The sequence below is a fragment of the Tepidanaerobacter sp. GT38 genome (assembly GCF_021991635.1).
Taxonomy (GTDB): domain Bacteria; phylum Bacillota; class Thermosediminibacteria; order Thermosediminibacterales; family Tepidanaerobacteraceae; genus DTU063.
Map to the genome: position 1 here is coordinate 21,947 of NZ_JAFFJA010000001.1, position 15,332 is coordinate 37,278.

Annotated in this window: 12 protein-coding genes; 5 read left to right on the forward strand and 7 right to left on the reverse strand. The window is 39.3% G+C overall.

The features are described 5' to 3' along the window. Positions 1-98: 98 nt before the first annotated feature. From argH to JT739_RS00150, 6 genes are all read right to left on the reverse strand, one after another. The gene (gene argH / locus JT739_RS00125; protein ID WP_237659076.1) at positions 99-1,487 is read right to left on the reverse strand and encodes an argininosuccinate lyase; all 1,389 of its coding nucleotides are present in this window, start codon (positions 1,485-1,487) and stop codon (positions 99-101) included. A gap of 23 nt (positions 1,488-1,510) precedes the next feature. Then, the gene (locus JT739_RS00130; protein WP_237659077.1) at positions 1,511-3,022 is read right to left on the reverse strand and encodes a Na+/H+ antiporter NhaC family protein; all 1,512 of its coding nucleotides are present in this window, start codon (positions 3,020-3,022) and stop codon (positions 1,511-1,513) included. Between the two features lie 161 nt (positions 3,023-3,183). Further along, positions 3,184-4,413, reverse strand: a complete 1,230-nt coding sequence (locus tag JT739_RS00135; protein WP_237659078.1) for a DUF438 domain-containing protein — start codon at positions 4,411-4,413, stop codon at positions 3,184-3,186. Positions 4,414-4,496: 83 nt separating this feature from the next. Next, positions 4,497-5,252, reverse strand: coding sequence for a fumarylacetoacetate hydrolase family protein (locus JT739_RS00140; protein WP_237659079.1), 756 nt, complete (start codon positions 5,250-5,252; stop codon positions 4,497-4,499). A gap of 45 nt (positions 5,253-5,297) precedes the next feature. Continuing rightward, positions 5,298-6,449, reverse strand: a complete 1,152-nt coding sequence (locus tag JT739_RS00145; protein ID WP_237659080.1) for an iron-containing alcohol dehydrogenase — start codon at positions 6,447-6,449, stop codon at positions 5,298-5,300. A gap of 41 nt (positions 6,450-6,490) precedes the next feature. After that, on the reverse strand, positions 6,491-7,261 hold the full coding sequence (locus JT739_RS00150; protein ID WP_237659081.1) for an IclR family transcriptional regulator: 771 nt from the start codon (positions 7,259-7,261) through the stop codon (positions 6,491-6,493). A 184-nt stretch (positions 7,262-7,445) separates the two neighbouring features. On the opposite strand from JT739_RS00150, the gene JT739_RS00155 reads away from it, so the two are divergent. The 4 genes from JT739_RS00155 (at position 7,446) to JT739_RS00170 (ending at position 11,939) form a co-directional block, all read left to right on the forward strand. After that, positions 7,446-8,681 (forward strand): MFS transporter, encoded by a 1,236-nt coding sequence (locus tag JT739_RS00155; protein ID WP_237659082.1) that lies wholly within the window; start codon positions 7,446-7,448, stop codon positions 8,679-8,681. A 222-nt stretch (positions 8,682-8,903) separates the two neighbouring features. Next, positions 8,904-10,259: an MATE family efflux transporter gene (locus JT739_RS00160; RefSeq protein ID WP_370642530.1), complete on the forward strand. Its 1,356-nt coding sequence runs from the start codon at positions 8,904-8,906 to the stop codon at positions 10,257-10,259. A gap of 192 nt (positions 10,260-10,451) precedes the next feature. Then, positions 10,452-11,234 carry a GGDEF domain-containing protein gene (locus tag JT739_RS00165; protein WP_237659084.1) on the forward strand — a complete coding sequence of 261 codons (783 nt, stop codon included), beginning with the start codon at positions 10,452-10,454 and terminating at the stop codon, positions 11,232-11,234. Between the two features lie 30 nt (positions 11,235-11,264). Continuing rightward, positions 11,265-11,939 (forward strand): SPOR domain-containing protein, encoded by a 675-nt coding sequence (locus tag JT739_RS00170; RefSeq protein WP_237659085.1) that lies wholly within the window; start codon positions 11,265-11,267, stop codon positions 11,937-11,939. Positions 11,940-11,968: 29 nt separating this feature from the next. Here the strand turns inward: JT739_RS00170 and hflX are convergent, their stop codons facing one another. Then, positions 11,969-13,210, reverse strand: a complete 1,242-nt coding sequence (gene hflX / locus JT739_RS00175; RefSeq protein WP_237659086.1) for a GTPase HflX — start codon at positions 13,208-13,210, stop codon at positions 11,969-11,971. Positions 13,211-14,281: 1,071 nt separating this feature from the next. On the opposite strand from hflX, the gene JT739_RS00185 reads away from it, so the two are divergent. After that, entirely contained in the window at positions 14,282-15,292 is a 1,011-nt protein-coding gene (locus JT739_RS00185) for an asparaginase (RefSeq protein WP_237659088.1), read from the forward strand. The last annotated feature ends 40 nt before the right edge of the window (positions 15,293-15,332 follow it).

Sequence of the window (15,332 nt, forward strand, 5' to 3'; positions counted from 1 at the left end):
AGAGAACATATTATACATTTATAGTATGTTCTCTCATTTGTTTTTCAACTTTTTTAAATTAGGTCTTCATAAAGTTATCCTTAAGCTCTTTCTCTGGTTTAGCAGAAAGGATTTTGTTCTAAAAATTTTAGGGCTTTATCAATTTGCCGTTTAACTTCTTGTGGAGCCGTCCCACCTAAAGAGGTCCTCCTCTTTACGCAGGATAAGTTATCCAGTGGAGGGAGGGTTACTCCCGAAAGTCTTGAGTCCACTTTAGATAGATCGCTTTCCTCTAAATCCTCTAGCTTGATATTGCTCTCCTCACAGTATTTGACCATTTTCCCAACCAGCTCGTGAGCAGTCCTAAAGGGAATGCCGATGGATACCAGGTATTCCGCCAAATCCGTAGCGTTTAAAAATCCCTTTTCCAAATGGCTTGCAATTTTATTGTAGTTAAAACTGGTCTTTTTAATGAGGGCGGTAAAAATCTCGATGCTGCTTTTTACAGTTTTTACAGTGTCAAAGAGGGCTTCCTTGTCTTCCTGCATATCTTTATTGAAGGCCAAAGGTAGACCCTTTAACATGGTCAAGGTAGACATAAGATGGCCAAAAACCCTTCCGGTTTTTCCCCTCATGAGCTCAGGAATATCCGGGTTTTTCTTTTGAGGCATTATGCTGCTGCCTGTGCAAAAATCATCGTCAATGGAAATAAAGCCAAATTCTTGAGAATTCCAAAGTATGAATTCTTCCGCAAAACGGCTCAAATGAGTCATACAGAGGGCAGAAAAACTTATAAATTCTACTATAAAATCTCTGTCGCTGACGGCATCCATGGCATTGTCGCAGATATCGCCAAACCCGAGGAGTTCGGCGGTTTTTTGCCTGTCAATGGGAAGGGTAGTACCCGCCAGAGCACAGGCTCCTAAAGGACAACAGTCCACCCTTTTATAGCAGTCTAAGAGCCTCTCCATGTCCCTTCTTATCTGTTGAAAATAGGCCATGAAGTGAAAACCTATAGTAACAGGTTGGGCATGCTGCAAGTGGGTAAACCCCGGCATAATGTAATCTACGTTTTCCTTCGCTTTTCCCACAATGGCCATTCCAAGTTCCTGCAGCAATCCGTAGATTTGGCGGATTTCATCCTTTAAAAACATCCTAGTATCAACGGCTACTTGATCATTACGACTTCGGGCGGTATGAAGCTTTCGCCCTACGTCGCCGATCCTCTTAATAAGCTCTTTTTCCACTGCCATGTGGATATCTTCGTCTTCGATATTAAACTCTATCTTTCCTTTATCCATATCTTCTTTGATTTCCTCCAGGCCCTGAATAATCTGGCGGCTCTCTTCGTGAGTTACTATTCCCTGCTCAGCCAGCATGGTGACATGGGCAATACTTCCTTTGATGTCATAAGGATAAAGGATATGGTCAAAGGGAATCGAAGCATTGTATTCCTGTAACAGGCGATCCATCCCTTTAGAAAACCTTCCACTCCAAAGATTGCTCATGATAGCTTTCCTCTTTCTATTTCCTAAATATGTGTATTCTTAATTCGATGGCCATAAGCCTTTGAAAGAATTGGTAAAACCACTACCATAGCGGCTATGGCTAAAACCAACGCGATAGGGCTACCGGTAAACCCTGCAACTATATATGCTCCAAAGGAAATTATAGCATTAAGTACAGCATAGGACAACTGGGTCTTAACGTGATCTACGTGGTCACACCCGGCACCGGTAGAAGCCAAAATGGTGGTATCAGAAATGGGTGAACAGTGGTCGCCAAACATTCCTCCGGACAGCACAGCTCCAATACAAGCATGAACGGGAGATCCCAGGGCTACTGCCATGGGGATTATTATTGGCATCAATATGGCATAGGTTCCCCAAGAAGTACCAGTGGCAAAGGACATAATTGCTCCTATTATAAAGATGATGGCAGGGATCGCCCAGGAGGGCACAGTTCCCTTGGTCAATTGTGTAATATAATCGGCAGTGCCCAGTTGACCGCTTACTGAGCTGAGGGACCAGGATAATACCAAAATCACTGCAACGGACATCATGCTGCTCATGCCCTTGACATAAATGCTAAAAGTTTCTTCAAAGGTATTTACTTTATAGTAGAGCATGAGAGCCATTAAAGTAATGGCCGCAAAGAGATATGCAGTGCTTAAAGCAGCTCTAAATGTCCCGCCGGGTACCTGCTTAAGTGGAAAGCCTAGAGGTGCTAGGATGCCAAAAAGGGATACTAAAAGCACCAAAATGGGTAAAAAAATAAGCATAGGGTTACTATTGACATTATTAATTGTTTCTGGCATTCTCATGGGCTTAGAATTTTCCCAAAAGAGCTTACCGGTTTCTTGTACACGCTTTTCGGCTTTGGCCATGGCGCTAAACTCGTATCCTGTATATGCTACTAGAGGCACCATGATCACTGCCAGGATCGAATAAATATTGAAGGGAATTGACTGAATAAAAGCAGTCCAGTCGGATTCAGCTATGCTCAAGGCTTCGTATTCCTTTTGAATTAGGCCCATAATGTAGACCCCCCAGCCGATGAAGGGCACCAATACCGCTACCGGAGATGCTGTACTGTCAATGATCCATGCCAGCTTCTCCCTGGAAACCTTCAACTTATCAAAGAGAGGTTCAAATATAGGGCCTACGATGAGAGGAGTGCCAAGATCTGAAAAAAAGACGATTATGCCACCTATCCAGGCCGCAATCTGGACCTTTACCCTGGTATTTATAATGTGGCTAACCTTTTCGGCAAAGGCCGCTGCTCCACCTGATTTTTCCATCAGTTTTATAAATCCACCAATGAATACCAGCAACACCAATACACCTGCATTATAGCTATCGGTGAGCTGCACAAATAAATAGTCCTGCATCATGGTGGTGACCGCGGCGATAGGATGGCCTCCAATCAAAATCAAAATACCTAGAAGGACACTAGCAAAAAGTGCTAGTATGACGTTTTTGTAGGCTATCGATACCGTCACGGCTACGATTACCGGCAGTACTGATAGAAATCCATAATCCATAAACATACCCCCTAAAAATGAAAACTAATTAACATTATACTCTAAATGAATATTTATTCAATACTTCCGAATAAAAATTCAACAATATAAAAAATTCAGCCTTTCGATATTTGTCCTTCATAAAGAAAGAGCCAAATAAAAAAGACCCCGAAGGGTCTCTTTTAGTCCATAAGTCTTTTTTCGCCTTCTATTTCTTTTATTCTGGTTATATCCTGAGTAACTTCCAGTGTGCCTACAAATTCCCCATTTTCGTCTCTTACGGCAAAATAGCGGATGTAAATCAGCTTACCGCCCATGTTTATCCAAAATTCCTCTACATCTTTCTTGCCGTCTTTGAAATCCTTAACCAGTTTCTCCACTATATGCACGCTGGCAGGTGGATGACAGTTTTGCACACTTCTACCGATGACTGCTTTAGTTCGCGTAAAGATTCTCTCCGGACCTAAAGAAAAGTATTTTACTATGTCATCCTTGTCTACAAAAGTTATGTCTACAGGCAAATGATTAAAGATAAGCTCGATTTGTTTGGGAGTAAGGATGCCTGTGTCAAATTTTATAGAACCTTTAGTATGGGGATCTGCGACAACATCAGTCTTTTCTGTTAAGTTAATATTTTGTGGTTCCCATTTGGCAGCAGGCTCTACCAAGCAAAAACCTATTTCGTCACTCTCTTTGTAAATCTCATACCATTCATCCTGAGTTAGGTTTTGAACTGCCATTGGGAAGAGAATTTTTTCTTCTTTATAGATCATATCCTGTATTCGTTCAAGGTTCTTTTGTATTTTATTTATGATGTTTTGCCTGGCATCTGCATCGTAGTTTTTGAGGTCATTGATGACATCTTTTATTTCCCCTCGAATTTCATCATCCACTCCCCACATAACTTTCGGGGGTGCAGTGATGCCGTACTTTTCCAGATAGGGAAATATGAGGTTCTCCTTGCGGCTGTAGTGTTTATCAATATCCATGAGGAGATTGTACTTTTCCAGAAGTTCTAAGACAACTTTCTTTTGCTCTTGCCGGCTGTCTGCTGACTTTAGTACCTCAATTCTAGGTTTTATTTCGTTTTCAATCAAATCTTCCAGAGCCCGATTTTCCTGGGTGAATGTATGTATAGGATGACCCGGAATCATTTCAGGCTCAGGTTTTTTATCCAAAGTCTCTTTAAAAATTGAGGCGTGAACATCGCACATCTTTTGTATTTCTTCAACCGGCAGCCCCTCTTGAATAAGGGCCTGCTCCATTGCTGCCACTTCTTCATGAGTCACATCTTTCACAGCTTCTCTAAACTTTTCCTTTACTTCTTCTACTGACTTGCCCTGGTGAAGTTCCATAATGATTTGTTTTAGAAGATTTATCCTATACTGTCGATTGTTGATGAGTTCTGTCATTTTTGTATCACCCCGGTATTTTAGTAAAATCAAACTCTTTTACAAGTATACCTGTATTGCCCGGGAAATATGTAAAAATGACATTACACTACTTTATTCGTTAATCTTCCTATGCCTTCTATCTCTACCTCAATCACATCGCCCGGCACAATTTTCCCCTTTCCTGGAGGAGTCCCAGTGCTTATGATATCTCCTGGATTTAATGTCATAATATGTGAAACAAAGGAAATAATTTGCGAAACATTGAATACCATATCTGATGTGTTTCCATCCTGAGTTAGTTTTCCGTTGTGATACATCTTGATATTTAAATTGTCGCCATCAAGCCCATCTACAATGCATGGCCCTATAGGCATAAAGGTATCGTAACATTTGGCTTTAGCCCATGGTTTTCCCTTTATCATAAAGTCCGCTGCAGTAATGTCATTACCGCATGTATATCCAAAAATGTGATTTTTAGCATCTTCTACGCTTACATCCTTTATCTTGTCCTTTATGACAACTACTAACTCAGCTTCATAATTAAGGTCTTTTACACCTTTAGGCGAAATTATAGCATCGTCAGGACCAATAACCGAAGTGTCGGGTTTTAAAAAGATTATTGGTTCTTCCGGCATTGGATCTCCTTTTTTGAGCACGACTTCTTTGTAGTTTATTCCTACCCCTACTACTTTGCTGGGTTCACAAGGTGCTAGTAACTTTACATCTTTTAAATCATATTTTTCATCTGTTTTCTCCCATTTCCCAAAAATTGAGCCTTCAATCAAAACTACTTTATCTCCTTCAAGCAAACCGTAAGCTGTTTTCTGACCATTGTCAAATCTTACAAATTTATTCATTTTATCACCTCTTGTTAAAAGTATTTATCTGTATTTATTTTGATTTTACAAAGACTCTCTATAAATGCTTATTGCATCTTCCAGGGTCATTTCCCGAGGACTTGCTTTAAAATTGTGGATGGAATTTTCGTAAGCATTCCTTGCCAATTTTTCTATATCATTTTCTGTAATTCCAAAAGCGGATATTTTTGTTGGCAGATTAATATTTTTAAGAAAAGTTTCAAGGGCTTCTACAGCCTTTTCGGCAGCTTTAACACTAGACAATCCTCCCGTTTGAACTCCAAGTATTTTCGCAACTTCAGTTAGTTTTTCCGAAGCTTCCGAAATAGAAAATCTCAAAAACGCCAAGGAAACTGCCGCGAGGGTCTCACCGTGAGGAATGTCATAATATGCGCTGATCGGATGGCCCAGCCCATGTATTCCGCAATTGCCGGCAAGGTTTATGGCAATTCCTGCAATGGTGTTGGCCCAAGCCATCCGTTCCCGATACTCAATATTGTTTCCATCTTCATATGCACCCTGAAGATTTTCTACAACCAGGCGCATTCCTTCAAGAGACAATGGCTTGCTTACAGGATGGCTTTTTTTACTGAGATATGATTCCATGGAATGGAAAAATACGTCGATACCTGTAGAGGCAGTAACCTTTTGAGGGACAGTCAGCATAAGTTCAGGGTCTATAATGGAAATTTTGGCATAAGTACTTGGTGAAGAAAGGGCTCTTTTAACATGTGTTTCCGGATTTGTCATAACTGCAAAACTGTTAGCTTCACTGCCTGTTCCGGCAGTGGTAGTAATCAAAACTATGGGAAGGGCTTCTGATGCCGGCTGAGGCCCAAAATAATTGGCAATGGAGCCTTCCCTTTTTACTCCAAAGGCAATGGATTTGGCAGAGTCCATGGCACTTCCTCCGCCTAAGCCAATAACAACGTCAACTTTATTTTCTCGGGCGAAGCTTATTCCCCTATCGATAGTGGTAGTTAAGGGATTTGGCTCTATTTCATCAAATAAAACCCAATCAATCCCTTCCTTTTCCAGGCTTTTTGTTACCAGATCAAGATGACCAGCCCTTTTGGCACTGGACTTACCGGTAACTATTAAAGCTTTGTTACCTAATGATTTGACATACGTACCTGTTTCCTTCGCCTTCCCGCGGCCAAAAATTAATTGTGCGGGCATGAAAAAACTAAAGTCCAATTAAAGCACCTCCACAATTTAAAAGAACTTTTTATTTTAATTTAAGGCTTACCTTTCCAGCCCATCCTTTGCGAAATTTTTTTGGCGCAGTCCACAACACTTTCAGAGATTTCCTTTATTTTTTCTTGTGTCACTGTAACGGTAGGCCCAGATACGCTTATTGCACCAATTACCTTACCGGTATAATCGAATATGGGAGCAGCTACACAGCGAATACCTTCTTCATTTTCTTCATCATCCACTGCAAAACCCAATTCTCGGATCTTTTTTAAATGCTCCATTAATTTTTTTGGTTCAGTTATAGTTTTAGCAGAAAATCTTGTGAGGCCTTTTTCAATCACTTTGTGAATAAAACTTTCTTCTGAAAAAGCCAAAATCACTTTACCGACTGCTGAAGCATGAAGCGGGGCTATACGACCTATTTGCGAATACATGCGAATTGTCTTATTGCTGTCTAATTTATCTATATATATTGCCCTATATCCATCAGGCACTACTAAGTGCACTGTTTCATTAACTTTTTCAGAAAGCTCTTTTAGCAAATCATGGGCCTCCCGGCGAATGTCCATTCGTTCAAGGATAGCTCCACCTAAAAATAAAAGCTTCATTCCAAGCCGGTATTTATCCGATGACGCAGTTTGTTCTACATATCCCTGATTTAGCAAGGTAGTGAGCATGCGATGGACCGTACTTTTGTGTAAATTAATTCTTTTAGCAAGCTCTGTAACGCCCAATCCCTCTTTTTCCGTAGCAAGTTCTTCTAGAATCATCATTGCCCTTCTTACGGATTGGACAGTATTATCTTGAGCCATAATTTCACCTCAATATTTGCCTACTATCAGTAAAAATTGTATCGTTATTTGAAATGCTGTTTCAAGTTTTCTCATTGATATATTCTACATATTATTTAAAATATCCTTTTTTTTGGCTTATATATAAAAGTAACTTCTGCTATAATATATAATGATTTTACTTCATTATTCTGGAGGGCTACATGTGGGCGAAGCTAGAATCGGTAAAAACGCATTAATAATCTTAGTTTCCCTATGTATAGGTTGGACTTTACTTTACGCTGACAGGACTGCACTATATCCGCTCCTCTCTGTGATAGGAGAAGAGTTTAATCTTTCAAGTACTATGATAGGCTCCATAACAAGCAGCTATTTTTTAATATATGTAACTATGCAAATTCCATCAGGGATACTAGCGGACAAGCTCGGAAAAAAACGACTTTTAGTGCTCACTTTCATTATAGCAGGCATTGCTTTACTATGCTTTGGTTTATTTGCAAACACTTACATATTACTGCTATTTTTTACAGCTTTACACGGATTTGGTGCGGGATCATTTTATCCTTGTGCATATGGCATAATGCTAAAAACCGTAGATTCTAAACATTGGGGAATAGGAGCTGCTATAGTCAATTTAGGAATGTCTTTCGGGCTTATCATCGGACTTGCAGTCAGCGGTCCCTTGTACTTGCATTTTAAGAGTTATGCAGGAATATTTATCGCATTGGCACTTATAACCATATTATCCGCACTTGGTTTTTATATCATTCTGCCTAATGTAACAAATGACAGCGGCAAAAACAGCTCCAAAAAAGCTTTTCCTCTTATTAAAATACTTAAAAACAGCAATATATTGTTGATAAATTTAGCTCAGTTTTGTGCTCTTTATGGATACTGGACTGCAGTAACCTGGGGAGCAACCTTTTTCCAGGAAGAACGCGGTATAAGTATGGAACTCGCCGGTCTTTTTGTAGCTATAGTTGGGATTAGCGCTATAATTCCAAGTCTTGTAATGGGCCGAATATCTGATAAGTTGGGTCGAAAAAAGATCGCACTAATGTTATTTCCTCTCGGGGCAATCACTATCTTCCTCATGGCTTACGCCCGTTCAAATTTGGCCATAATACTTTCTCTGATAGCTTACGGTATATTTGGCAAATCATCCTGGGACCCAATTGCAATTGCCTGGACCGGCAGTCATGCAACAGCCATGGATAAAGATGCATTGGGCACGGCTATGGGCGTATTTAACTTTTCAGGTATGATGTCAGCAGTTGTTGCTCCCGTTGTAACTGGATTTATAAGAGATATAACTGGTTCACTTGTAGCGGCTTATTACGTAGCAGCACTGATATCAATACTTGGGGGCGTTTTAATAATGTTTGTTCGCGAAAAACCAATAGAATTTTTGCCCGATACTGCAATTAAAAGCGATGCTTAGGGCTTTAGCTTAATCCGGGGCTAGAGCCCTTTTAAATGATACTTAATTAAAAAATTGTAGGGTTCATTATTCTAAGATCCTAATTTTATTATAGCCTAATATATTTATCGTTTACATTTAGCTGTGGTATAATCTTAATTAACTTTGTAAATTAAGCTCTGGTTTAAGAAGGGGTTGAAATAAAACGTGATAAGTGTTGCAAAGTTTTTTTCGCCAAAGGACATGACTGTGGGAGCACCATGGAAGCGAATTATCGAATTTTCTATTCCCATGTTAATTGGCAACATTGCTCAACAGCTTTATAATACCGTAGACTCTATTGTCATCGGAAGATACGTAGGCGATAATGCCCTGGCAGCTGTTGGTACTTCCTTGCCCGTATTGCACCTTTTACTGGTCCTCTTTGTAGCTGTAGCTACAGGAGCAGGTATTATGGTCTCCCAGTATTTCGGCGCAAAAGACCGAGAAAAACTTTCCCGAGCCATCGGTATATGCATAACTATGACAGCAGTAGCTTCCGCAATAATAATGGTAATATCGCCCTTTGTCGTCCGGCCTATACTTGCTCTTATAAATACGCCGGAAACCATTATAGATTGGGCAGAAGACTATCTTTTGATATTATTATTAGGAAATTGGGGATTTTCATATTTTAATATCCTATCAGGAATATTGCGAGGCCTTGGAGATTCATTGTCCGCACTGGTTTATCTTCTTATTGCTACTTTTCTTAATACGATTTTAGATATATGGTTTGTTGTCGGTTTTAATATGGGTGTACCTGGAGTGGCGCTGGCAACAATAATTGCGCAAATTATTTCAGCAGTATTTTGTGCCATCAAACTAAAAAAAATGGATGATGTATTTGACCTCAACTTAAGCATGATGAAACCTTTAAGAAAATATGTGCTCGACCTCTTAAAATTAGGACTGCCGTCAGGCATGACTCAAGTCATATTTTCATTGGCAATGATTACAGTTCAATCCCTTACAAATACCTTTGGGGAACTGTTCATTGCATGCAATGTAATTGTAATGAGAGTAGACGGATTTGCTATGATGCCTAATTTTTCTTTCGGCATGGCTATGACCACATATGCAGGGCAGAATGTCGGTGCAAAAAGGCTTGACAGAGTAGAACTGGGAACACGTCAAGGTTTGGGAATAGCTGTTGGGATCTCAACATTTATAACAATAATAATTTTGATTTTTGGTAGATACCTAATGAACATTTTTACCGACACAGTAGAACTGGTAGATTTAAGTATGAAAATGATGCGCATCCTGGCAATTGGATACATTGCAATGGCGGTTACGCAAGTTCTCTCAGGTGTCATGCGCGGTGCAGGAGACACCTTAACTCCCATGTGGCTTTCATTGATAACAACATTCTTCTTGAGGGTTCCCATTGCCTACGGCCTAGTCTTTCTCACACGCAGTGCTCAATATCCAAACGGTAGGCCCGAGTCAGTGTTCATTTCCCTTGTAACAGCATGGGTATGCGGTGCTATGATAACTGCATATTTCTACAAAAAAGGCAGTTGGAGAAATAAAGCACTGATAAAAAATGTCGAATAATATCAAAGAGCCCAGGAGGCAAATAACCTCTTGGGCTCTTATTATGTAATAACGAGGTTCCGGGACCCAGGAAAATCGCCAATTGCGTTGTCGGGTGGAGTCTTGTTTTGTCGTACCAAGTTGAAAAAATATATATATTAACGTAAAATATAATGTGGTTATATTTTCCATTTAATAATTAGGGGGTATGGCATGAAGAAACTCGGCAAGAAGAGAGATTTATTGTTTATGCTACTCGTTTTGCAGATGTTTATACTGTGTTCCATGTTTTTTTTGGGCTCAAAGGAAGCAACTGTAAAAACTTACTCAATGTTTTGTATATCCTTTCTTTTGATAATGCTATCTTTTTATGTAAAACCAGCCATTGGTTTATCAGTGGCTTTTTTCGCGGACTTTTTATACTTGGTATTTGTACTTTTTTACTCCAAAGAAAATTTTACCTTACTAGAAAACGGCATATGGATTACCGCTTTTCCGATAATAGCTTTTACATCCGGTCAGCTGGGACAAACTACTCTTGAGCTGGACTTGGTCAATCAGAATATGATAGATAGTCTAACGGGTTTTAAAAATAAGCAAAAGTTCTATGAAGATTTACTTGAAATATCAACTCAGAGCAGCAAAACTGCAGTTGTTATTATAAGCCTTGTACACTATAAAGAAGTATTAGCTTTATTAGGAAGGCAAAAGACCGACAGAGCTATTCTCGTAGCTTCTAATATCTTAAATAACTTATTTCCAACGACAAACAAAAAATATCGCCTAGAAGAAGATACACTAGCAGTGATCTTAAACATTTCCGACAAAAAAGAAATTTTAATAACACAAGCGAAAATCAACAACAGCCTAAATAAGGTATTTCCTGCCTCATTCAATAATCAGATTGCCATAAAATTTGTCGTTAAAATAGATGTTGTTGAACATGACTTGGAAGAATCTAATAGTTCACTATCTAAACCTTCTGCCAGACTATAAAAATTTAAATACATACTAGGAGAAAGTTAAATGAAGAAAAACATCATATTATTTTCAGTGTTTTTGCTTGCTTTTTTTAATACGAGCAAAATCTTAGCAGAGAGCACTAAATATTACGTCGTGCAAGTCGGCTATTATAAAAATACAGTTATAATGGAAATAGACTTTAACTTTTTTGTAAAGCAGGGTCTTCCTGTATACAAAGTTGCTCATGAAGGTGGTTATCGCATTTATTTGGGAAATTATGAAAACAGAGAAGAAGCAGAAAAAGCTGCACAAATTGTAAATGAAATGGGATTTGAAACACTTATTAGGACAATTGAGAAAAAACCTACTCCAAATCCAACGCAGCCAAAAAAAATAGATGGTGGAGCAACTGATAAAGCCGCTGATAAAAAAACTGATATAAAAACTAACGATACAACTGATAAATCAACTATTAACACAGCTCAACATAATTCTGAAAATCAGACTAACAAAAATGTAGAAACAACATCATCTACATATAAAGTCCAATTGCCTCAAAAAAAGGACAACTTTTCAGATACCCACCGCCAATTTAGCCAACCTAATCAGTTAAATGAAAAATCAGATACAACTAATACGAGTCAGAACAAATCGATACATTATATGTTTTATGCAATGTTTATGATTATTCTTTCCAGCGGAACTATTGCTGCCAGCAAAAGAAACCGGGAAAAGTAAAAAAAGCAATTATTTTTATTTGCTCTTTTTTACTTTACCAAATATTTTTCGTACTTTTTCAGCATAGCCTGTTCGATGCTGCCTTTTACTTTTACCCCATTATCCTTATACTCCACCTCATAAACCAACCCATTTTGGTGTATTTCATCCAGTACCTGCCCCTGGCTGTAAGGAATAACAAGCTGGGCAAATTGACGGGTAGATGGCAATACATCACAGATAGTTTTTAAAAGTTTATCCAAATTTAAACCCTTTAATGCAGAGATTTCAATAGTTTTCTCCCTGTCATATCCCCTAATATACACACTCTGGCTGCTGATTTTATCAATCTTATTTATGGCAAGAATTGTGGGTTTTCTATCAGCTTCCAGCTCCTTCAAAACTGAACTTACAGTAGCAATTTCTTCATCCAAAACAGGACTTGATCCATCTGCCACCAAAATGAGTACATCCGCTTCTTTCACTTCTTCCAATGTAGCTTTAAAAGCCTCAACGAGATGATGAGGCAGTTTTCGAATAAAGCCTACGGTATCTGAAACAAGCACTTTTCGGCCATCGGGCAGCATAAGGCCGCGTGTGGTAGTATCCAATGTTTCAAAGAGCCTGTCCCCAGTAACTACTTTAGCATTAGTGAGTGCATTCATAAGAGTAGATTTTCCAGCATTTGTATATCCCACCAAACTGATAACCGGAAAGCGGCGAGATTTAATAATAAGCTGCCGGCTCTTTTGTATCTGTTTAAGTTCCTGCTTTAAGCGATGTATCCTGCGGCGAATATGACGGCGATCAGTTTCCAGCTTTGTTTCGCCTGGCCCCCGGGTACCTATTCCGCCGCCTTCCTGAGAAAGCTCAATTCCTTTACCTGTAAGTCGCGGCATCATGTATTGAAGCTGAGCAAGTTCCACCTGAATTTTACCTTCAGAAGTTTTTGCCCTTTGTGCAAATATATCCAGTATCAGCATAGTCCTATCTATAATTTGAACTTCAGTTAACTTTTCAAGGTTTCTAATTTGCACCGGCGAAAGTTCATCGTCACAAATTATGGCATTGGCATCCAATGTTTTTACTGCCGCAGCTATCTCTTCAGCCTTACCCCTTCCCACATAATATGTTGGATCTATCTTGCTTCTTCTCTGGACTGCTTCCCCCACTATTTCCACTCCTGCTGTCTTTGAAAGAAGTTTTAGTTCTTCAAAAGTCGTGTCATCTTCAAGATTATTTATCACACTTACCAACAGGGCTCTAGTTGTTGCATCATTCTTTGAAATCATTTAACTCCTTTTTCTCCTTCTGTAAATAAAGGGTTTAATTATTATTGTAATTGATTTTGAATTATAAGACAACATAAATCAACGGATACTCGGTACGTTTATGTAACAAACTACTTGGAGAAATACATCAATAGCCAGGGAGTAGTCTTAATTTGCAAAAAAACTTAATCAGTAAAGGCTGCATAGTAAGCAGAAGGAGAAGAAAGGAAATTTTAATTAAAAAGATCTATTATTTAGATAAGGTGGCATTGTTTGCAACTAATCAAGATCCATCTTATCAACAAAGAAGTAATAATATTTGTAAAAATGGAATTTTTATTATAAAATAAAAATTGAAGGTAGATATTGGCTGTGGGTTTATTTTCATAGCATAACAGGAAATGGTTGCATTGCCAGTTATATTCTTCTCAATCACTACCGTTGCTTCCGATGTGGTAGACCTGGCTCGATTAAAAAAATCTGCGCGCTTTTTATCGTTTACTGGGCTTTCTCCACTATAATTTCATCTACTATAGGGCTAACCTGGGCGGCCATAATAAGACCCGGAGCTGATATAAAACTTGCCGAAAAGCAAGCAGAGCTCGGTCAAGTCAATATTCTGGAATCTATATAAATTGGATTCCTGACAATATAGTTGGTGCATTTGCCAATTATAAAATGATCCAGGTAGTTGTTATTGCAATTTTTGTCGGAATAGCGGCCGCTAGTCACAACGGTTATAATGAGAATGATACTGGGCTCCGGTGGTGTTTCGGCTCCTGGCGGAGCCGTCGTTTTGGCAGTCACGCTTTTACAGACCATGGGGCTGCCTCTAACGGTTGTATCATGGATTGCTGGAATATAAAGGCTTATAGATATGCCAAATACCCTGCTAAACGTGGTCGGGGACCCGCTTGGCAGTATGGTAGCTGCAAAATCCCTTGGCGAATTGAACAGAGACGTATTTTACGGGAAAACAAAAAAGCAGACTTAAAAAATAATTTTAAGATCAAATAACTTATAAGAACACCCCTTCCTAACTGACGAAAAAGATTAGTGAGGGGCAGTTTGCTGCTTAAAGGAGGAAACTTTATGATTTCACAGATAAAAAAGATTGCATTTCTTGCAACAGGAGGAACCATTGCATCAGTATCTACTCCTGAAGGTTTTAGGCCAGCCTTTTCTGAAAGAGAAATGCTAGACCTTGTACCTGAGCTTTCGGAAATAGGACAAATAGAAGGCAAGCTCATAATGAACATAGATAGTTCCAATATGCAGCCTGAGGATTGGATAACTATAGCTAGTGCGGTAAAGAATGCGCTTTTTGATTTTGACGGCGTAGTGATTTCTCACGGCACAGATACCATGGCGTACACAGCATCAGCCCTAACATACATGCTTACATATTTAAAGAAACCTGTGGTACTAACCGGTGCGCAAAAATCCATCGGAGAAGAAGAAAGCGATGCCAAAAGGAACCTAATTGATAGCTTCAAAGTGGCCGCTTCGTCTCAGCCCGGTGTTTTCGTAGTATTTGATGGAAAAGTCATTTTTGGCGACAGGGCCAATAAAAAGAAAACAAAAAGTTTTGATGCTTTCTGGAGCGTCAATGCTGCTTATGCCGGAAAAGTCTGTGAAGAAGGCGTAAAATGGGACAAGACAGCTTTGGAGGCTGAGGGGGCGCGAATTAGGCAAGTATGGAATCTAATAGCAGAAAGAGTAAACATAAATCCTGAGGAAAAAGCATCACTTCCTGTCGTCTTATATGATAAGCTTGATCCAAAAGTGCTGCTTGTAAAGCTCTACCCGGGTATCGAGCCCGAAATATTGCTTTTTGCAAAAGAAAAAGGATATCATTCTGCACTTATAGAAGGCTTTGGTGCAGGAGGGGTAACATTCCGTGAGCCAAGAAACCTTGTTCCTGCCATTAGAGAACTGGTTGAGTCTGGAATAAAGGTGGCAGTCACCACTCAGGTTCCCTTTGAAGGCGTAGATCTTACCCGTTACGAAGTTGGGGTTAAAGCACTTGAAGCCGGAGTTGTGTCAATGGGTACTGATACCAGGGAAGCAGCCCTCGCAAAACTCATGTTAAAATGCGTTTAATATGTTGAAAAAACTTAAATTACTTAAATATATCCATTAA

Excerpts from the sequence above, each read along its gene's own strand:
- argH (WP_237659076.1), bottom strand. The coding sequence starts at position 1,487 with ATGAGCAATCTTTGGAGTGGAAGGTTTTCTAAAGGGATGGATCGCCTG.
- JT739_RS00130 (WP_237659077.1), bottom strand. The coding sequence starts at position 3,022 with ATGGATTATGGATTTCTATCAGTACTGCCGGTAATCGTAGCCGTGACG.
- JT739_RS00135 (WP_237659078.1), bottom strand. The coding sequence starts at position 4,413 with ATGACAGAACTCATCAACAATCGACAGTATAGGATAAATCTTCTAAAA.
- JT739_RS00140 (WP_237659079.1), bottom strand. The coding sequence starts at position 5,252 with ATGAATAAATTTGTAAGATTTGACAATGGTCAGAAAACAGCTTACGGT.
- JT739_RS00150 (WP_237659081.1), bottom strand. The coding sequence starts at position 7,261 with ATGGCTCAAGATAATACTGTCCAATCCGTAAGAAGGGCAATGATGATT.
- JT739_RS00160 (WP_370642530.1), top strand. The coding sequence starts at position 8,904 with ATGACTGTGGGAGCACCATGGAAGCGAATTATCGAATTTTCTATTCCC.
- JT739_RS00165 (WP_237659084.1), top strand. The coding sequence starts at position 10,452 with ATGAAGAAACTCGGCAAGAAGAGAGATTTATTGTTTATGCTACTCGTT.
- JT739_RS00170 (WP_237659085.1), top strand. The coding sequence starts at position 11,265 with ATGAAGAAAAACATCATATTATTTTCAGTGTTTTTGCTTGCTTTTTTT.
- hflX (WP_237659086.1), bottom strand. The coding sequence starts at position 13,210 with ATGATTTCAAAGAATGATGCAACAACTAGAGCCCTGTTGGTAAGTGTG.
- JT739_RS00185 (WP_237659088.1), top strand. The coding sequence starts at position 14,282 with ATGATTTCACAGATAAAAAAGATTGCATTTCTTGCAACAGGAGGAACC.